Here is a 19,259-nt window from a genome sequence, read left to right as displayed (position 1 = left end):
ACCGCGATTCATTCGCGGTATAGATTCCGCTAACAAGTAGCGGAATGACGAATTTTTGTTTTTCAAATTATCGTAAGTCACTTTAGCTATATCAGACAATAGAGGCAGTGCGTAGAGGAGCTCACCAGACAAGATTTGCTCAGAAGGCTCGAGTGTGAGCGTCAGGCTTCTAGCTGTGTCGATGAAATGTCATCTCAAGCAGAGCTACATATCGGAGAAGGTGATGATGAGGATTACTTCACTGGTGAAAAAGGAAGAGTACTCGGAGATTTCTGGAATTTCTTTGAATCTCTCTTTAACCTTTTTGAAGTAGATGTAGATGATCCGAAAATCTACCAAATGCTCAAGGAGAAGAAAGAAAAAAATTGGCTTCCTTCGATAATTAAATTTATGCGTGACAAGCTTAAGGAGTTAATCAAGAAGATTTTTGCACGCGATTTAAGTTTCAATCAGAAGTTGGACAAAGAGATAAAAGAATTGCAGGAGAAATTAGGCAGTGGTGAGTTATCAGAAGAAGAGTTTGCAAGGGCGTTAGAAAGATTAACTGCATTGCAAGATCTGAAACTCAGGTTACAAATGGCCGTTGTCGGATGGATTGTTACAATGTTCGCAGAGATGTTTGGAGTTGAGTTGGCGGCTGCGGTAGAGGCATCTACAGAAAAAGAAGATAAAAAAGCAGAAAAAACATCATTAAAGGAAGAAAATAAAGAAGTTTGCGAAAACGTAGAAATGAAAGTGGATGAAAGAGAAAAGCCTAAAGTGCCAGTTTTCCTTTTTGACGTTTCACCAGGATTTGTAAGGCCAGTCCCTCTGAGCAAACCAGAGCTTGATCTTTTACCAAAGCCTATAATGCCTTCTATATTTAAGGAGGTTATAAACAATGAGAACCGCGAGGAAACAAAACCAAAAGTGGAAGAAGAGAAAAAAGCGAAGCCGGAGGAACCGAAGAAAACTGAACCTGCACTTAAACAGGAAGCTCCAAAGAAGGAGCCAGTAATTTTTAGAGATACAGGGCAGTCTAGTGAAAGAGGCCAATGGGAAAATGATGCCAGCAGACAAGAGATACCAACAATAGGGTCAATTGGTGAGCAAAATATGAGAAATAGCGGTAATATTGGCAAAGAAACAATTGATATAGATAAAATTTGCGGTGAATTACTTGCTGGACAGGATCAAATTTCACCAGAATCAGAACTTAATTCTATAAATGTTCAACCTAAAGGAGGTTATAAAGGGAAATGAAAAAAAAATTTATAAAAATGCAAAAAAGTTCTTGCACTTATGATTTATTTATAATATATAGATTACATAATATTTTTATTAATGGAGGGTATTATGGATAAAAAACAACAAGCAAGCTCTAGTTCACAAGGGGATCCTCGTTTTAAGGTAGGCTCTGGTAGGTATGATTCTGCTGCTTGGATGGCAGCTAATCGTGGAACAGGGGGTGGAGGACCGGACATGCATAAAGATCCTAGTAAGTTTGATAGGTGTTATAACTATCCTTATACAGGGATGAGTGATGCTAAAGTTGAGAGTGCTCAAGGTAGTAATAAAAAAAAGTAATATTTGAATAGGGGGGAGTTATGACTAGTTTAGATTTTGTTAAGGAGCTGGTTAATGCGTTTAACGTTAGTAATTACGGCTCTAAAGTCAACACTAATTTTGTTGTGGAGGGCGATAATATCGTCGTTAAGTTTAATTGTGGTCAGCGCTCTGCAAAGAGGTACTTATCACAGATGGCAAGAGACTTAGTAAGAGAATATTATTCTGATGAGTCTGTAGCGCGTTACGCTTTTGATCTTGGATCTTTTCCATTTCACTTTGATAAGGAATGGTTAAAGTATGACAAGAAAACAAGAATGACTAAGCTTACAGTTCCTATAGACTCTGGAGTAATCTTTAATCTCAAGGTGCACTTTGCTGAGGAATTCAAACTGGACGTGAAAAACCAAGTGATGAAAAACATCATCTTGGTAAAAAACACATTGAAGAGATTTTAAACGCAAGTATAGGGCAGGTAGAAATAGATTCGTTCTCTGGTTATATAAAATGTCTTTTGTTTAATAGTCCAAATCTGCAAACGTATTTTATAGGAGCACTTCAAGAACAAACAAAGAAGCATGGTTATAACTACTCAGGTTTCTATGATATTGATGACAATAAAGTATATTTTAAAGACGTTGAAAATATTGGTTTTGTAAGAAGTGTAACAGAGACTTCTAAAAAGAAGACAGCGTATAATTTTAATCTTCAAGGAGTTGGTAATTTGAAAGTGAAGGCTGAGCGCTACAAGGGTGCTATGGGCGAGCTAATCTTTCGCTTAGCTGGGGTATCAATTTGTGGGTACTATCGTGATAATTTTATTAGCGAAGACAGGATAAGTAATGGAGATCGCTTTGCTTTTATACCTATGGTCAAGGAAGGTAATAGTTTAAGGTACCTAAATTATATGGAGGCAAATAAGATTAATGCTAAATTTTCTCATGATCTTTTCACTAATGTTAGAGGTCAAACTGAAGCCACACGGTCAAATGAATTTGGTGAGGTATATGCTTTTTCCGATAGACAGATTGCTCTTTTAATTCCTGTAATTATAGAAAACTCTGTAATCAACAAAGATGGTCAAATAGAGATTGATCCTGGGCTTCGTTTTCAAGCATTGTCGCGATCACCATCGACTGAACTGTCAGATATGAAATGGGAGTCTCCCACGCGGAGTCCTTACTATTACCCACAAATATAAATGTTTGTTGCATAGCTCTTAATGGCATAACTTTTGCTTGAAATAACTGTTTATATGGTGCAATTTACAGCTTTTAGTTGCTAAAATTATAACTCTTAGTTTAATAATTTTAATCTAATAAGCTTTCAGGTTAATAAAATTAAATTATTTGAGTAAATACAATACTATGTTTTTATTTGTGGGTAATAGTAAGCGCGGAGTCCCGATGGAGCATTAGATGGGTCTCCCAGGCAAGGGTTGGAAGAATCTTTTATGCTGCATAAAAAGTTAGATGTTCCTGGAACGAGTGGAGAATTCTTGCCACGTTCACATCTGAGTTATACTGCAGTTAGTCAGGGTACAGAGAAATGTGTAAGTGCTGCTCAAAATGTGCAAGCAGGACCTAGTACTTGGTCTCAGCCAATGAACCCTTTGTTATCACAAAGCACGTCCGGAAATAAATGGACGTCGTCAACGCAGTTTACCCAACCAGGACCTAGTGGTTTATTATGGACACAGAGTAGACCTTCATCATCGAAAGGTGCTGATGAAAGTATGCTAATAGAGATTCGGGGTCAGCAAGTGAGATATAGGCCATCATTGACTCCTCCTATAGCATGGGATGATTCAACATTCTTAAATCTTGAGGTTTCTAATGAGGAACCTGAAAAACAGCAAGTTACTGATAACAGTGATCAAAAAAGTAGTGATGAGTGTTCTGAAGCAAAGTCACAAGAAAGTGAATCTCCGGAGAAGAAACATGGGGGTGGTTTGTTCTGTAAAAAAGGAATGCCGATACTAGCAAAGTTATCACCTTTTAAGCGACATAGCGTAGAGCGTGATACGATGTGTTCAAGTAAAAGTGATCTTGTGTATCATGTAACTGAAAAATCATCTGTGTCTAAGCCATTTTTTTCATTCCCAACTAGAATAAAAGCAAAAAGTAATCCACCCTCAGGGGTGACTTCTCCTACGCATGAAGGTGGACCAGAGTGGCAACAACGTCTTGATCCTGATCAGAGGGAGGAACTATGCAAAGTTCTTTCTCCTGAGATGAAGGAGAAGCTAAACTCCGGCTTTTTTCTTCCTGAGTACGAGAAGTTACTACACTTACTTTATGTTGATAGTGAGACACTGCGTTCACTTCTTTCTACTTCTGAGGGAGCAGAGCAAGTGTGCTCAGTTCTTCCTCCTGAGAAGGGGAAGCAACTACACTCAGATTTACCTTTTAAGACAAAAAAAGGCTTACTTTTTAAATTCTTTGGTGATGAACAAGAAATTAGTCGTAACGTTTCTACAAGTTCTGCAGATAGTGGTTTAGGGAAGTCGCTTGAGCGGGGACAATCACCGTCGCTTATTGAAAAGTTTAATGATAAATCTCTTATAAATTCTAGGGTAGATTCTCCTAATATCAAGAAATACTTGCAAGAAGGAAAAGAAGTTTTTGTATAAGCGGTTTGTACCTAATCCACCGCTCTCAGCCACCTAAGCGTTTTATTAGGGTTAGGGCCAAAGCCCCTGACCCCATAAGTGTTGAAAGTAACACAAAAAAGACATAAAGAACTATTATTGCAAGAAAATGGAGGCAATAATGGATCAAATAGAAAGAGTACTAAATTTAATAAAAGATGAGGATTTAGAAAGGCTAGGAAAATTAAGTGAAGTAGATAAATGTAATACTAAATTGTTGGGCAAGATTATATTTAAAGGTCTAATGAAGTTAATATTAATGGGGCAAAAAACAAGCCTAAGAGCGCTAGAAATGGTAATAAACAGGTGTATAATGGATAAGAATAGCGATAAAAGTACAGTAACATACAGTGGTTTGTCAAAAAGGTTAAAAGTTATAAATCCAGAATATTTTAAGGGAGTATATATTGATTTGATGAGCAAGATTAAAAAGCTATTACCCCAAAAAACATCAAATAACTTACATAAGTTTGATTCGACGATCATAAATTTATCGGGATATCTCATAAAAGATGGGCTAAAAATAGGCGGTAAAAGTAACGACAGTCAAGTTAAAGTGAGTGTAGGATTAAAGGATCAATTGCCGACAAGTATAAGATTTTGTAAAGGACAAGAAGAAAGTAGTGAAGATATAGCATTAGTGAGAGCAATTAATGAAGCTAAAGTTGAAAAAGAGGATATTTTATTATTTGATAGAGGAATCAGAAAAGTTGGAACTTTTGCCGAATTTGATGAAAAGGAGTACAAATTTATCACAAGAGTTAAAGTAGGAAGAAAACATGATGTTATAAGCAGGAACAAAGTTATAAGAGAACAAAAATCGGATGGATCAGAGATTTTAGAAGATATAATAGTTAATCTTTATCGTGCACGAGGTAAAGTGGCAGAAAAGCATGATCTACGGCTAATAAAAATCAGAAATAAAATTGGAGATGAAATATGGTTTTTGACAAACTTGTTTGAAATGCCAGCTTATGAAGTAACAGAGCTATATAGGCGCAGATGGGATATAGAAGTGTTCTTTAAATTTATAAAGCAAAATCTTGGATATAAGCACTTTTTAAGCCATACTATGAATGGCATGAAGGTGTATATTTACATGATTATTATTACGGCTTTGTTATTTCTTGTTTATAAAATCAAAAATAATCTACATGGGTTCAAAATAGCATTACTGCAATTCACATTGGATCTAAATGACTCTTTTATACGTTCGATTGTTTTACTGTCGGGAGGTAATTTACATGCCGTTGATCATCTCATATCACGTTATTTTTGATACTTTCAACACTTATGCCCCTGACCCTGAAAGCACTGGTGTTAGTTTTTCTTGTCCATTGCAGATATTGCGCGGTACTAAATATTTAAAAAGTATTAATATAAAGATATCAATAAAATTATTTACATTTTTATACTATGCCCATAGCATCATATATTACTTAACCTTACAATAATTTTTTTATTCTTGCTGCTTCTTCAAACTCCAAATTTTTAGCATGCTCTATCATTTGCTTTCTCAAATCATCCTTATTAGTATTTACTTTCGGTTCTGCTATTGCCCTCTCCTGTAAGGTGTTTGATATAGGTTTTATTATAGTCTTTGGGACAATATTGTGCAATATATTATGTTCTTCTTGTTTTTTTCTTCTTCTTTCGGTCTCTCTTAATGCACGGTCCAGAGAACCAGTGATTTTATCTGCATACAAAATTACTCTACCTTCAGCATTACGCGCAGCACGACCAATCGTTTGAATTAATGAAGTTTCCGATCGCAAAAATCCTTCTTTATCAGCATCCAAAATTGCAACCAACCCACACTCTGGAATATCAAGACCTTCCCTCAGCAAGTTAACACCTACTAAAACATCGATTTCTTTAGATCTCAATTTGTATATAATTTCTATTCTCTCCAGCGCAGCAATATCAGAATGCAAATAACTCACTCTCATATTCAATTCACTCATATATTCAGCTAAATTTTCAGCCATTTTTTTCGTCAATGTAGTGATTAAAACACAAAATCCCTTCCCTATTGTCACTTGTGCCTCATGAATTACATCATCAATTTGACTCTCTATTGGTTTTACAATGCAGATTGGGTCTGTAAGCCCTGTTGGACGGATAACTTGCTCTATAAATACATTATTGGTCTTTGCCAACTCATACTTTCCTGGAGTGGCTGAAATGTAAACAGTCTGCGGCCTAACTCCCTCCCACTCTTCAAATTTTAATGGACGATTATCAAAAGCGGAAGGGAGCCTGAAGCCATAGTCGATCAATTTCTTTTTACGCGCCTCATTACCACTGTACATCGCACCAACCTGAGGAACGGTGACATGACTCTCATCAACAAATAAAATTACGTCTTTGGGTAAATATTCAAACAAAGTAGGTGGTGGATCCCCAGCTTCCATTCCATAGAGATAACGCGAATAATTTTCAATACCTTTACATATTCCTGTTGTTCTCATCATTTCGATATCAAAATTAGTGCGTTGCTCGAGGCGCTTTGCTTCAACAATCTTATTTTGCGAGTAGTAATAATCCAAGCGTTCATGCAGCTCTTTTTTGACTAGTTCAATTGCCTGCAACAAAGCCTCACGCGGGGTTATGTAATAGCTATTTGGAAAAATGGTGATTTTATTTACGCCTTTGGTAACATTGCCCGTTATAGCATCAACTTCAGAAATTTCTTCTATTTCATCGCCAAATAACGATAAACGCCAAGCTTTATTTTCATAATGGGAAGGAAATATATCAACAATATCGCCGCGCACTCTGAAATATCCTCTCTCAAACCTGGCATCAGAGCGCTTGTATTGAAGATCAGTTAAGTTGCTCAGGAAATCATTAATACGAATTTTATTTCCAACACTAAGCGGTATGATCATGCTGCGGTAGCTCTCAGGCGAACCAAGACCGTATATGCAGGAAACACTGGCAACTACGATCGTATCCCTGCGCTCCAAAAGGGAGCAGACGGTGGAATAACGCAGCATCTCAATTCTTTCGTTAATTGCAGAATCTTTTTCGATATAAGTATCAGTTTGTGGTAAATAGGCTTCAGGTTGATAATAATCATAATAAGAAATGAAGTATTCAACAGCATTATGGGGAAACAATCCTTTCATTTCCTCATAAAGCTGTGCTGCTAAAGTTTTATTGTGTGCCATAATTAATGCAGGCCTGTTTGTCCTTGCAATAACATTTGCCATAGTAAAAGTTTTCCCAGAACCAGTAACTCCAAGCAAAACCTGATCTCTTTTATTGCTATTTAGCCCTGCAATTAAGCTATCGATTGCCTGTGGTTGATCCCCAGCCGGTTGAAAATGTGTAGCGATTTGAAATTCCATAGACTTTACTTACTATCTTTGATTCATTGTATAGTAAACACTATATTGCTTTTAAGATAAGTTGTATAGCTATCGTAAAGCCATAAAACATTAACCAACAATGTCATGCAAGTAGCTGACACTGGAATCTTGTTTCAATGTTAAACAAAATACCATAGAATTCAAGAAGACAATTCCTAAAAAATCCCTACATCCAAAAAAAGGCAAAATGCTGCTTGAATAAGCTAAATTTTTTTAGATGCAAAAACAATAAAACATAGTTGATACTAAAGTTATAGTACTCCTATGACAACGTTACAAAAATTAAGGAAATGGATAGCTCTGATCAATTGGAATAGTATTTTCAGGTACCGGTGGTCAATATGACATTTTTAAAATAAAGATTTAGAACCTGTTTAAAATCTTCTCAATAGAAGAGAAATGAAGGAAAGAACGACCATTTGTAGGCCAGTGTTAAGTTTTCGCTCGCAATTTTTCCACAATCGTCTGCATTTTTCTAACCAAGCGAAAGATCGCTCTACAACCCATCTTTGTGGCAATACAGCAAAGGAATGTAATTCACTTCGTTTTATTACTTCTACAGTTGCTCCAATAATCGTTTTTATTTGAGTTGCAAAATTTTCTCCTGTATAACCTGCATCGACCAGTATATTTTTAACTTCCGAGAGGTTTTCTTTTGCGCTTTCAACCATTCTCACAGCACTGCTAACCCCAGTTGTAAATTAGAAAAAATAGAAAAGGTAAGGAAATAGGGTAAACTCCGAGGTATTTGATATTCATTCCTAAAATAGGAGGTTACCAATGAAAGAGAAAGTAACAGAAATCTTTTGTATAGTCGATGATTTTTGCAATACAGTCGATGAAAATTTTGCAGAAAAACTTCTACCAAGTGGCAAAAAACCAACCAGGACGCCAGAGATTACGCATTCAGAGATTTTTACCATAATATTGCTATATCACCAATCCAAGTGCGACAATTTTAAAATTTTCTATGTGCATTATTTGAAATTATTATACGAATCAGCGTTTCCAAAATTGCCATCTTATAGTAGGTTTATCAGGCTAAATCGCGGGTTTTATGGTATTTAGCGCTCTTAATGCAATGGTTTTGCGAACAGTCAAAAGTGACAGGGATTTCGTACATAGATGCAACATCTATCGCTGTTTGCAATCCAAAAAGGACCTCGAGAAACAAAGTTTTCAAAGGGTTGGCAAAGATTGGAAAGACTACTTATGGGTGGTTTTTCGGTACATCTAGTAATTAATGAAACTGGCGAAATTCAAGGGGTTACGGTGATAAAAGGCAACGTTGATACCTGTGCCAAATTTAACTAAGAAATTGATTGGATTATTGTTTGGAGATAAAGGATATATCAAAAAAGATCCTTTTCACGAATTATTCGATAGAGGGTTAAAGCTTGTAACCAGTATAAAAAAGGGTATGAAAAACTCATTAATGGCGCTAAATGAGAAGATTTTGTTAAGAAAAAGATCGATTATTGAGACAGTTTTTGGCTCTCTGAAAAACAAATTTGAGATTGAGCATACTCGCAACAGATCACCCAATGGCGTCAACTTAAGGAAAAATATCAGCGATAGTGTATAAAATTTCTCTCTAAAACTTTTACCATTAAATTATCCAGAAGCCGCAGGAAACAGCACTTTTGTTTCTATTTTATTTCAACAAAGAAGTTTAAAATGTGTCCTTTTTAGGTGAAACATGCAAAAAGGAAAAAATTTTATTCTACAAATTAAAAATATAATATACTCGAAAGCTTTTCAGAGAATCCATTGTGTTGAGTTTTACACGAACAAGAAAACTTCCTTTTTCGGCAGTATTTTCTATGATTTTAAAGTTAGTTAAAAAAAGTTTGGGAATAGAATGTGAACTTATGGAGCCATTGACATGTACCCTCAAAGCAAGCTTTTTCTAAAGCAAGATATAAGATTTGTCATACAGGTTTTAAAGAATTTAAGCATCCAAACAGCCTATCAAGATGAGCCTGAGTTGGAGAGGCTATAGGCTTATTGCAGCAGATGGTTCTGGTATGAGATTACCCAGCTCTGAGGAAATTGTATCCGAGTTTGGCCGCTTTAAACCCTTACTATTACCCACAAATATAAATGTTTGTTGCATAGCTCTTAATGGCATAACTTTTGCTTGAAATAACTGTTTATATGGTGCAATTTACAGCTTTTAGTTGCTAAAATTATAACTCTTAGTTTAATAATTTTAATCTAATAAGCTTTCAGGTTAATAAAATTAAATTATTTGAGTAAATACAATACTATGTTTTTATTTGTGGGTAATAGTAAGCTTTAAACCAAATGGAACAACAGGCACAATGCCACCATTGGCAATTTGTTTGTTGATTTGTGTACTTCGCTGATTTGTAGTGCTCGTCTTGCGGCTTGGAATATAGGTGAACAAACGTTGGCGGAAGAGCAATTACCCGAAGTTATCACTCAAATGCGTTCATTAAATCAAAAGAAATTATTATTTATCTATGATCGTCTTCAGTAAAATTCATTCAGCAGCATTATGATTTGGAAGTAGATTTTATTTTTCGCTTGCAAAAAAGAAATTATAGCAAGCTATGGGAACGAATTGCATCTGGAGAATTAGATTTCGATTTTATATTAGAAAATGAAAAGCTAAAAAATAAAATGAAAGGACAGAAAGTAAGAGTAATAGTGCTGACATTAGCCAACGGAGAAACAGAGGTATTGATTACTTCACTTTTTGACCGAGTAAAATTTACTTTGGAAGATATCAGCAAAGCTTATGTATTAAGGTGGCATATAGAGGAGTGCTATAAACGACTCAAAATAGGTGCAGAGTTAGAGAATTTTTCTGGCGTAAATTTAGAGGCTGTATTACAAGAATTTTGGGCAAACTTAGTCATGTGTAATATATTGTCGCTTCATATGTGTAATGCACAAGGGCCTTGGAATCCAGATCAAATTGCTGAGTATCGTTTAAATTTTTCGGTTTTATTTGGTGTAATGAGGCAGAAACTCTATCAGGTACTTATTGCGCCAAAAAACTTTCAAGCCCTTTTTGATAGAGCAAGTATACGCGCTAAAGTTAAAATCCGACCGGGACGATTGTATAGCCGCGATAAGGTAGATAAGCCCAAACGCCATCATGTCTTTAGGAGAGTTTGCTAATGAAAGTTCTTAAGTTGACGCCATTGACAGATCACCGATAAATTTTTTGGTACACATTTTTTCTACGCTTGTTTCATATTCCATGCAGCCGCTGCATTTCTAAGCTTTACTTCGTTGGCTAATCCGCAACTGGGGTATATACTTACTATTACCCACAAATATAAATGTTTGTTGCATAGCTCTTAATGGCATAACTTTTGCTTGAAATAACTGTTTATATGGTGCAATTTACAGCTTTTAGTTGCTAAAATTATAACTCTTAGTTTAATAATTTTAATCTAATAAGCTTTCAGGTTAATAAAATTAAATTATTTGAGTAAATACAATACTATGTTTTTATTTGTGGGTAATAGTAAGGGGTATATAGGGTTGACACCAAGGCAATATTCTTCTGGAAAAGTTGATCGGCATGGCAGCATATCAAAGATGGGACCAGCGGAATGTAGAAGTATGTTATATGAAGCTGCACAAACAATGCTTACAGTTACCAAGAGGACATTTAAATTAAAAAACTGGGGTTGCGAAGAAAAAAGGAATGAAAAAAGCAATTGTAGCAGTAGCAAGAAAATTAGCTGTAATTATGCATAGGATGTTGGTTGATAAAACAGAATTTTATTATCAATAAACATCAAAAGAGCATAGGACAATAATTTTATTGAAAATAAAGATAGCAATGCCGATGGAAGGGACAAGCAAGAACTTAGTTAGACTTCGTGGTAAATATGTTGCCGTCCACTTCCGCCTAACAAGTATAATGCGGCTTGACAAATTTATTGTCATCTCAGACCGCGGAGAGAACCATATGCTACTTTTAACTTATGTAAAATTACCAAGGATCATGGAGAAGATATGCTGTTTTGATTTGTGTGAAAATTATTGTTGACTTATGTGCAATTAGAGAACCTAAGTCACTTTAGCTATATATAAAAGGTTTAAGTGGTTGTATTGATGTATCTTTGTATTAAAAAACACCCAATAAGCAGAGTTGTAAGTGGAATAAACCACAAAATGTAAGTGCTAGGTGGTACGATTATAATTGAATTGCCGTAAGAATTTTTTAACTCTGAGATTATCTCTTCATCAGTGTATCCATCATTGATTTTTTTACGAATTGCTTCTCGCATATCATACGCGATCTGAGATCCAGATTCAGACAATGATTCGCCAGAACATATTGGACACCTTATTATTTCAAATAAACTTGTTGCTCGTTTTTCCATGCTTTTATCTCTGAGTTTATTATCCAGAGTAAAAGCGTTTACGCCTGAGTGGAATATCAATACGAAAAGTAAACTAACTACTGCTCTCATCCTTGGTTAATTGGGTTATTTTACTGAGCTGGTTCATAAAATCAGTGGTGGATAACTTTCCAATAAAGCTTGACCCTACATCATCATCGTACTTTATTGAAAATTGAATGCCATCATCAGTTGTTTTTTCTGATAAGGAAGACATTAATTTTTCAAACGCATCTGAAGTTTTTGAGTCACCAATCATAAACGAGATTAATTCTTTATAATTTGATATAGCCACGTTGATTTTGTCTTTAAATGAAGACGTAACCAAATTATAATTTCGCACTCCACCATCTGCAGCAAGAGAAAAATTATTACTTTGAATTAAAAATTTCTCTATGTTGAAATTAATTCTGGAAGCTGAGATGTGGTTTACAAATTCGTAATCAAATTTAGTGTCGATACTAAGGTAACTTTCAGGACTTGCAGTATTTTTATACCGATAAGTATAAAAATCAAATCCTAGTTTAGTATTTCCACTTGGTTCTTTATCGAGGTGAAATTGAATGTAATTGCTTTTATCATTCACTTCAGTTATAACACTTTGCTGATTTTCTAAAACATCACATTTTAATCCATAATCTTCGTAACGAAGTGTATCTATATAGTCTATCACGGTACTATTTTTGTTGAATCGCAATGAAGATGGTAAATCGTTTAGTCTAACAACAAAGTGGCTGCTATCGTTTGTGTGGCATTTTATATTCTTTTTCTCATCACCATGAACAGCAATATTGACTTCATTGCTTGGTATGTAGATATATACTGATTTATCAAACAATCTGTTTTTTATCAATAAAGCATCAGATGAGATGGTTAATTGCTCATTGGAAAATTTTAGGTTTGTCACACGAAAAATTAGGTTAGAAGGAAATCCACTAAAATCATGTGAAATATCAAATTTTTCGTCGTTAATGTATAGTATTGTTTCAGCTAAAAGATTTTTTACCTTACATGCAGAAAAATACCAAAAACCACTATACGCTACAGGAATAAACAAAAGTAAAGAGATGATAATATAGATAAAAATCTTACGCATAGCTAATCACTCCCCTGTTTATCCAATGATATATTTCTTGTACCCCTTGGTATGGTTACACACAAGCCGTCGATATCTTTTGTGATTTTTATTTGGCACCCAAGTCTTGATGTCTCTGTTAAGCCGAAAGCTAGGTCTAACATATCATTTTCCTCATCAGATATGGGATTATGCGTTTCTACAGCATCATAAGATTTTGGATCAACAATCACGTGGCATGTAGAACAAGCAAGAGAGCCTTCACATACACCTTCAAGCAGATCTGGATCACTTCTGTGGGCTAAATTAAGCAGAGTTTCTCCCTCTGCAGCTTCATAGCTTTTCTTACTCCCATCAGGTAAAACAAAAGTAACAGATGGCATATTATTTCCCTATTAAAATTCTTACTAATTTCTCTGTATTCTACAGGTAACGATTAACATTTGCAAACTCTTTGCAATTCCAGTGCCTATTTTTTGTTATCCAAGTAGCCGACACTGGTTTCCAGAAAAAAGGGTGTTATGCAAGTAGCTGACACTGGTTTCCATCCAAGACGGCAGTGCCCTCTTCTTGTCATCCTAGTGCCTTCTTCTTGTCATCCCAGTGCCCAGACACTGGGATGGCTTTGTTGCATAGCAACTGAAAAAATCTGGTGGCTACTGACAAAATTCATTATAAAATAGCCATTTAACCTTGAAAGAAAAAATATGCCACAAAAAATGAGAGTCAGTAACTGCCATGAATATAACAAATTTCTCCAAGAAAGAGGAAGCATTTTTTGTTATATCAATGACGCCATAGAAAATTGGTACGAGAATTGTCCAAAAATGCAGGGCGGCAACTATATTTATAGTGATAAAGTTGTGATTTTGGTGCATATAATCGTCAGTTTCTTTAGAATTGGTTTAAGACAAACAGTCGGGTTTATAAAAGGGTATTTGCAACAAATAGGAAGAGATTTGGCAGTTATCAGCTATTCACAAGCATCAAGAAGGTTTAAGAAACTTAATATTAAGATAAATGATTGCAGAATTGATAAAAATAATATGGAAGATATCGAAATTGCTATAGACAGTACAGGAATTAGTATATACAACAACACTCCTGGTCACAGCAAGGAAAATAGCACTGACAGAAAATATCGTGGCTATGAGCAAACGAGAAAATTGCACGTAATGTTGAATATAAACAACAAAAAAGCCATAGCTGTAAAATACAGTAACGGTGTCTACTCTGATCACTATGGAGCTTGTGATTTGCTAAAAGAAGTTGATTTTCAGCATGCCATAAAAGCACTATATGCAGATAGAGCATGTGATAGGCACAAGTTTTATAAGTTGTGTAACAAATACGGTATAAAGACAAAAATTCCACCAATAAACAATGCGGCAGAACATCCAGAAATAGATTATATGTCTGACAGGAATGCTGCTATTAGGTTAATAAAATTATACGGTGAAGATGGCATGAAAGAATGGAAAAAAGAAGTAAATTATGGGAAAAGATCTTATATTGAAGGGTTTTTCTCAAGATTAAAGCAAATATTCGGATTTAGTTTTAGGAATAAATCTGAGATAAATCGAGAAAAAGAACTGCTAATCAAATGCTATTTGCTTAATAAATTCACTGATATTGGTATGGCTAAATTTGAGATAGTTACATGAATTTACCATAAATCACCATCTCATAAAGTGTGATGCAACAAAGCCATCCCAGTGTCTGGGCACTGGGATGACAGGAGGGGGGGTTGGAATGACACCAGTATGGTTATTAATTGAATAAATAACCTCCTTATTTTCAGAAATCATTGGCAAACAAATGTGATGCCATATGTTTTTTGGCTTGGATAAGAGGTGCCCAGTTAAGTCTTCCAGGTGGAGCCTATGCATCACAAGCACAATTACTCCTTTTTTTCTATCGTTGAGTCTCGTTACTAAAGTCTGATCGAACCAGTTTGTGGCACGTTTTCTAAATGTTTCACTCAAAGCTTGAGCAGGGTTAAGCGGATCATCCACAATAATAGAGTCACCACCTTCACCGGTTAATGTTCCTCCAACTGATGTTGCGATTCTGTATCCTCTCTGCACTGTTTGGAATTTATATTTAGTGTTCTGGTTTTTGGATAGTTCTACCTCTGGAAATAGCTTTTTATACCAATCAGATTGCATTATGCACCTCGTATCAAGCGAATGTTTTTCACTAAGCAACTTAGAATAACTTGCAACTATTATTCTTGCAGTTGGCTGATTTCCCAGTATCCATGCGGGCCACGCAACACTCATACATATGGACTTCATTGAACGCGGAGGCATATTGAATATTATGCGCCTTACTTCGCCAGCATTCGCTGCTTCCAGCCTGTCTGCTATGACTTTTATGTACTGATAATCATTATACTCACATCCCGGCACTACTGTTTGAAAGCACAGTTCAATGAATTTTAGAAAGTTCATGTTAGACCTCCTATAGTATCACCCAAGTAACCCCTATGGTGTTATCCAAGTGGCCGACACTGGTTCCTTTATGACGGCGTCATGCAAGTAGCTGACACTGGAATGACATCCTTTGATTTTTTATATGGTTATGCAAGAAATCTAGTGTAGATTTTTATTTATTTTATAAGATTGAAGTGTTACAGTAGCGAGCTTACAACACTACTGTTTTGTAAATTTAGTGAATAAAATTACTTCTTTAACTTTATTGAAGCGAAAAATTGATTTCCATTGCGGTAAATGAGCAACATTATTGAATCTTTACCGTTTTTCTTTACTGCTAAATCAACTTGTTTTTGAAAATCGTTAGTATTTTCTATATCGGTTCCATCTAATTGGATAATAATGTCTCCTTTTTTAATACCACGCAGCGTGGCATTACTGTTACTATCTACATTAGTAACTATCACACCTTTTGTAGGATTACTTTCTTTTGATTCTTTTGGCAGATTTGAAACAGTTAAACCGGTTATATAATCAGATGTTGATTTATTTTCTTCTTGATTGTTATCTTGGCCATCATTTGTAGATTCTCCGATCACAACTTTAATATTAACCTCTTTGCTCTTTCTAAGTAACTTAACTTGCACTTTTTTCTCAGGTCCAGCTCTTGAAACCATTTGAGGTAATTGTGTCATTCTATCGATTTTTTTACCGTCAAATTCTAATAATATATCACCTACTTTAATCCCACCTTTTTCTGCAGGACTATCCTTTACTATACTTGCAACCAATGCGCCTTTTATATCTTTTAAACCCAAAGACTCAGCAAATTCTTTCGTTATAGGCTGAACTTGCACACCAAGCCAACCATGTTTTATTTTTTTGCCACTTTTTAATGTGTCAATAATTGACATAGCTAAATTAGATGGTATGGCAAAACCTATACCCACGTTGCCGCCAGACTCAGATGGAGAATAGATAGCAGTATTAATACCTATAACTTTTCCATTTAAATCAAATAACGGTCCTCCAGAGTTACCCCTATTAATTGCAGCATCAGTTTGAATAAATTCATTCATAGTGCCAATACTAATGTCCCTGGACCTTGCAGATATAATTCCTGTGCTTACAGAGCCACCCAAACCAAATGGGTTACCTATTGCCATAACCGTATCACCAACCCTTGCTTTATCAGAATCACCAAATGCAACAGAAGAAAGATCTTTGTCGGAATTAATCTTAAGCACAGCAAGATCAGTTCTTGCGTCATAGCCTAAAACTTCTGCTTTGAAATAAGTATTATCGTTCATAGTAACTGTGATATCTTTGGCGTTTTTAATAACGTGATAATTGGTTACTATAGTTCCACCTTTATCTATAATAAACCCAGAACCAAGCAACACCACCTCTCTGTTAACACTAGGGCCCCTATCCATAAAAAACTGATCAAAGTGCTCAAAAAACTCTCTAAAATCATCAAAAAAATTATTTCCTGGCATAGATGGAACTCTAGTTCTGCTGTTATTTTCTTGTTTGATGATTTGTTCGCTTGAAATATTTACAACCGCAGGAATGAGTTCTTCCACTAAATCGGCAAGTCCTTGATTACAGTTGCATGCAGTAGTGCTAGCATCAACGACCTTTTTTGCATTCCAATCAAACATATTAGCATACGAAGAAAACGCAATTAGAAAATATGCAAATATAGATAAAATAAATGCCTTACTTTTCATAAATTATTTCCATCCTTTATTTAAAATATCTAAAAAGTTATTGTTTGGTGAAAGTACAAATTTAGTATTATTTTCGGCAAATGATTTACTGTAAGCACTCATAGAGCGATAAAAGTTAAAGAACTCTTCATCAACTTTAAATGCCTCATTATAAATCCTAGTTGCTTCAGCATAACCACGACCCCTTATTTCATACGATTCTTTTACTGCACTGGAGATAATTTCCCTCTTTAATTTATCAGCTTTTGATCTAATTTCCTGCCCCGCTTGCTCTCCTTCTGCTCTAATTTCTTTTGCTTCTTTTTCTCTTTCAGTTTGCATACGGCGAAATATTGCAGAACTATTTTCTTCTGGTAAATCTGCTCTCTTAATTCTTACATCTATTATTTCTATGCCAAATTTTTCAGCTTCAGAATAAACTCCACGCTGAATCAACTGCATAACCTCTGATCTTTTTTCATTCAACAAACTAATCAACGAAAATCTGCCTATATTTTCTCTTATGTGTGCTTCTATAATCGGATATAATCTTCTAACCAGCCCTGATTCATTCCTCACAGCCTGGTAAAAAGTAACAGGATTCGTTATTTTATATTTTGCATACGCATCTACTATAATACGTTTTTGATCTGCAGTTATCACTTCTCTTGGAGTTTTGTCAGGACTTAAATCTAAAACTCTTTTATCAAGAAACTCTACACTATTTATGAATGGCAACTTAAAATATAAGCCACTTTCCCTAACATCCCTTACAACTTTACCCAGTTGTATAACTATTGCTTGCTTTGTTTCTTGCACAACAAATATTGAATTAGATAAAACAATCAATAAAACAACAAATATAGAAACAAAAACAATTTTAATATTACTACTCATGGTTATTTCCCTAAATTTGTAAGAGGTAAATAAGAAAACATACCTTTCAGATCATCAGTTACAACAACTTTGTCTACCTTACTGAAAATATTTTCCATAGTTTCAAGATAAATACGATTCTTAACGAGAGAAGGATTCTGTCTATATTCCTCATAAAGAGATAAAAAGCGATTTGCATTACCTTTTGCTTCATTTATTACTTCATTCTCATATGCCTCTGCATCTAGTTTTATCTTTATCGCTTCACCCTTTGCTCGAGGTACAATATCATTACTATAAGAATATGCTTCGTTTATAGTACGCTCTTTATCTGCACGAGCACTTTGCACATCTCTAAATGAGCTAATTACTTTTTCTGGTGGATCGATTTTTTTCATTTGGACAGATAAAATTTCTATGCCCATTTGGTATCCATCAAGAATTTGTTGTAATAAAATTCTGGTATCTCTGGAAATTTCGGCTCTCCCTTGACCTTCCAGTGCAAAAGAAATCGTATTCTTACCTATTATCTCCCTCATAGCACTTTCAGCAGCGTTTTTAACGCTTAAACCAGGTTGATGGTCCCGCACTTTGAATAAATAGTCCTTAGCATCTCTAACGCGCCACTGAATTTCGAAGTTAACGTTGACTATATTTTCATCTCCGGTAAGCATAACACCTTCACCGCGATCTGTATCTCGCCCATAAGAACTACTTACCCCAATTTCTTCACGATTTACCTCCTTAACGTTCACTTTAAAAACCTTGCCAATAGGGTAGGGGAAGTGATAACGCAAACCAGGTGTTTCCGTATTAGAATATTTACCAAAGGTAAGTTCTATACTTTCCTCACTAGGATGGACAATATAAAAGCCAGTGCAAGCATAGAACAGCAAAATAATGAAAATGATGAAATAAGGTTTTTTGCCCCTGTTTCTGGTTAATCCATTAAGAAAGAACCTTATATCAGATACAGCTTTACTTAAAATATCTTCATTATTAGGAGTTTTGTTCCCTACCGGTTTCTTTCCCAAATTCCAAGGATTATTCTCATCAAACATAATGATTGATTCTATAGTTAATACGCTAATATTACTCATCTTATAAGAAAATGCAAAACTATTTTATTTACAAATTAATTATCGGAGCGAAGGACATGATCATACACTTCCTTTTCCCTATGTAATATGGTCGATTCTACAGA

15 protein-coding genes and 6 pseudogenes are annotated in these 19,259 nt (G+C 35.1%); 12 read left to right on the top strand and 9 right to left on the bottom strand.

The genetic code is table 11. The features are described 5' to 3' along the window. The first annotated feature begins 186 nt into the window (after positions 1–186). From NL281_RS03855 to NL281_RS03830, 6 genes are all read left to right on the top strand, one after another. A complete protein-coding gene (locus NL281_RS03855) occupies positions 187–1,242 on the top strand; it encodes a hypothetical protein (protein ID WP_253303662.1) in 1,056 nt (351 codons plus the stop codon). 93 nt (positions 1,243–1,335) lie between these two features. Then, entirely contained in the window at positions 1,336–1,566 is a 231-nt protein-coding gene (locus NL281_RS03850; RefSeq protein WP_253303661.1) for a hypothetical protein, read from the top strand. A 20-nt stretch (positions 1,567–1,586) separates the two neighbouring features. Continuing rightward, the gene (locus NL281_RS03845; RefSeq protein WP_253303660.1) at positions 1,587–2,003 is read left to right on the top strand and encodes a hypothetical protein; all 417 of its coding nucleotides are present in this window, start codon (positions 1,587–1,589) and stop codon (positions 2,001–2,003) included. A 56-nt stretch (positions 2,004–2,059) separates the two neighbouring features. Beyond that, positions 2,060–2,746, top strand: coding sequence for a hypothetical protein (locus NL281_RS03840; RefSeq protein WP_253303659.1), 687 nt, complete (start codon positions 2,060–2,062; stop codon positions 2,744–2,746). Positions 2,747–2,983: 237 nt separating this feature from the next. Beyond that, the gene (locus tag NL281_RS03835; RefSeq protein ID WP_253303658.1) at positions 2,984–4,177 is read left to right on the top strand and encodes a hypothetical protein; all 1,194 of its coding nucleotides are present in this window, start codon (positions 2,984–2,986) and stop codon (positions 4,175–4,177) included. Between the two features lie 127 nt (positions 4,178–4,304). Then, on the top strand, positions 4,305–5,474 hold the full coding sequence (locus NL281_RS03830) for an IS4 family transposase (RefSeq protein WP_253303197.1): 1,170 nt from the start codon (positions 4,305–4,307) through the stop codon (positions 5,472–5,474). A 166-nt stretch (positions 5,475–5,640) separates the two neighbouring features. Here NL281_RS03830 and uvrB read toward each other — a convergent pair whose 3' ends face one another. Both uvrB and NL281_RS03820 read right to left on the bottom strand, forming a co-directional pair. Then, positions 5,641–7,548: an excinuclease ABC subunit UvrB gene (uvrB, locus tag NL281_RS03825; RefSeq protein WP_253303657.1), complete on the bottom strand. Its 1,908-nt coding sequence runs from the start codon at positions 7,546–7,548 to the stop codon at positions 5,641–5,643. Positions 7,549–7,943: 395 nt separating this feature from the next. Continuing rightward, a pseudogene (locus NL281_RS03820) lies at positions 7,944–8,264 on the bottom strand (transposase); the annotation flags it as partial. Between the two features lie 85 nt (positions 8,265–8,349). Here NL281_RS03820 and NL281_RS03815 point away from each other — a divergent pair. From NL281_RS03815 to NL281_RS08730, 5 genes and pseudogenes are all read left to right on the top strand, one after another. After that, positions 8,350–9,112, top strand: a pseudogene (locus NL281_RS03815) (IS982 family transposase); the annotation flags it as partial. Positions 9,113–9,268: 156 nt separating this feature from the next. Further along, positions 9,269–9,641 (top strand): annotated as a pseudogene (locus NL281_RS03810) (transposase); the annotation flags it as partial. Between the two features lie 225 nt (positions 9,642–9,866). Next, positions 9,867–10,719 (top strand): annotated as a pseudogene (locus NL281_RS03805) (transposase); the annotation flags it as partial. A 28-nt stretch (positions 10,720–10,747) separates the two neighbouring features. Further along, positions 10,748–10,841 (top strand): annotated as a pseudogene (locus NL281_RS09190) (IS982 family transposase); the annotation flags it as partial. Between the two features lie 208 nt (positions 10,842–11,049). Further along, on the top strand, positions 11,050–11,307 hold the full coding sequence (locus NL281_RS08730; protein WP_370274036.1) for a transposase: 258 nt from the start codon (positions 11,050–11,052) through the stop codon (positions 11,305–11,307). Between the two features lie 344 nt (positions 11,308–11,651). Here NL281_RS08730 and NL281_RS03800 read toward each other — a convergent pair whose 3' ends face one another. From NL281_RS03800 to NL281_RS03790, 3 genes are read right to left on the bottom strand one after another with little or no spacing between them, the layout of a single operon-like run. Beyond that, a complete protein-coding gene (locus tag NL281_RS03800; protein ID WP_253303656.1) occupies positions 11,652–12,029 on the bottom strand; it encodes a cytochrome c-type biogenesis protein in 378 nt (125 codons plus the stop codon). Then, positions 12,013–13,053, bottom strand: coding sequence for a hypothetical protein (locus tag NL281_RS03795; protein ID WP_253303655.1), 1,041 nt, complete (start codon positions 13,051–13,053; stop codon positions 12,013–12,015). The genes NL281_RS03800 and NL281_RS03795 overlap by 17 nt, the downstream gene beginning before the upstream one ends. A 2-nt stretch (positions 13,054–13,055) precedes the next feature. Next, a complete protein-coding gene (locus NL281_RS03790) occupies positions 13,056–13,415 on the bottom strand; it encodes a ferredoxin family 2Fe-2S iron-sulfur cluster binding protein (RefSeq protein ID WP_253303654.1) in 360 nt (119 codons plus the stop codon). Between the two features lie 324 nt (positions 13,416–13,739). On the opposite strand from NL281_RS03790, the gene NL281_RS03785 reads away from it, so the two are divergent. Continuing rightward, the gene (locus NL281_RS03785; RefSeq protein WP_253302992.1) at positions 13,740–14,696 is read left to right on the top strand and encodes an IS5 family transposase; all 957 of its coding nucleotides are present in this window, start codon (positions 13,740–13,742) and stop codon (positions 14,694–14,696) included. A gap of 60 nt (positions 14,697–14,756) precedes the next feature. Here NL281_RS03785 and NL281_RS03780 read toward each other — a convergent pair. From NL281_RS03780 to hflK, 4 genes and pseudogenes are all read right to left on the bottom strand, one after another. Continuing rightward, positions 14,757–15,485 (bottom strand): annotated as a pseudogene (locus NL281_RS03780) (hypothetical protein); the annotation flags it as partial. 230 nt (positions 15,486–15,715) lie between these two features. After that, entirely contained in the window at positions 15,716–17,200 is a 1,485-nt protein-coding gene (locus tag NL281_RS03775) for a DegQ family serine endoprotease (RefSeq protein WP_253303653.1), read from the bottom strand. A gap of 3 nt (positions 17,201–17,203) precedes the next feature. Next, the gene (gene hflC / locus NL281_RS03770; RefSeq protein ID WP_253303652.1) at positions 17,204–18,076 is read right to left on the bottom strand and encodes a protease modulator HflC; all 873 of its coding nucleotides are present in this window, start codon (positions 18,074–18,076) and stop codon (positions 17,204–17,206) included. A 2-nt stretch (positions 18,077–18,078) separates the two neighbouring features. Beyond that, positions 18,079–19,116 carry an FtsH protease activity modulator HflK gene (hflK, locus tag NL281_RS03765; protein ID WP_253303651.1) on the bottom strand — a complete coding sequence of 346 codons (1,038 nt, stop codon included), beginning with the start codon at positions 19,114–19,116 and terminating at the stop codon, positions 18,079–18,081. Positions 19,117–19,259 lie beyond the last annotated feature (143 nt).

The sequence above is a fragment of the Wolbachia endosymbiont of Phyllotreta cruciferae genome (genome assembly GCF_918697765.1).
GTDB classification, from domain to species: domain Bacteria; phylum Pseudomonadota; class Alphaproteobacteria; order Rickettsiales; family Anaplasmataceae; genus Wolbachia; species Wolbachia pipientis.
The sequence above is the reverse complement of the archived record's forward strand: the minus strand, read 5'-3'. Positions and strand labels throughout refer to the sequence as shown.

Coding starts and splice junctions, on each gene's coding strand:
- NL281_RS03830 (WP_253303197.1), top strand. CDS start 4,305: ATGGAGGCAATAATGGATCAAATAGAAAGAGTACTAAATTTAATAAAA.
- NL281_RS08730 (WP_370274036.1), top strand. CDS start 11,050: ATGTTTTTATTTGTGGGTAATAGTAAGGGGTATATAGGGTTGACACCA.
- uvrB (WP_253303657.1), bottom strand. CDS start 7,548: ATGGAATTTCAAATCGCTACACATTTTCAACCGGCTGGGGATCAACCA.
- hflK (WP_253303651.1), bottom strand. CDS start 19,116: ATGTTTGATGAGAATAATCCTTGGAATTTGGGAAAGAAACCGGTAGGG.
- NL281_RS03785 (WP_253302992.1), top strand. CDS start 13,740: ATGCCACAAAAAATGAGAGTCAGTAACTGCCATGAATATAACAAATTT.
- NL281_RS03800 (WP_253303656.1), bottom strand. CDS start 12,029: ATGAGAGCAGTAGTTAGTTTACTTTTCGTATTGATATTCCACTCAGGC.
- hflC (WP_253303652.1), bottom strand. CDS start 18,076: ATGAGTAGTAATATTAAAATTGTTTTTGTTTCTATATTTGTTGTTTTA.
- NL281_RS03845 (WP_253303660.1), top strand. CDS start 1,587: ATGACTAGTTTAGATTTTGTTAAGGAGCTGGTTAATGCGTTTAACGTT.
- NL281_RS03855 (WP_253303662.1), top strand. CDS start 187: ATGTCATCTCAAGCAGAGCTACATATCGGAGAAGGTGATGATGAGGAT.
- NL281_RS03795 (WP_253303655.1), bottom strand. CDS start 13,053: ATGCGTAAGATTTTTATCTATATTATCATCTCTTTACTTTTGTTTATT.
- NL281_RS03775 (WP_253303653.1), bottom strand. CDS start 17,200: ATGAAAAGTAAGGCATTTATTTTATCTATATTTGCATATTTTCTAATT.
- NL281_RS03850 (WP_253303661.1), top strand. CDS start 1,336: ATGGATAAAAAACAACAAGCAAGCTCTAGTTCACAAGGGGATCCTCGT.
- NL281_RS03790 (WP_253303654.1), bottom strand. CDS start 13,415: ATGCCATCTGTTACTTTTGTTTTACCTGATGGGAGTAAGAAAAGCTAT.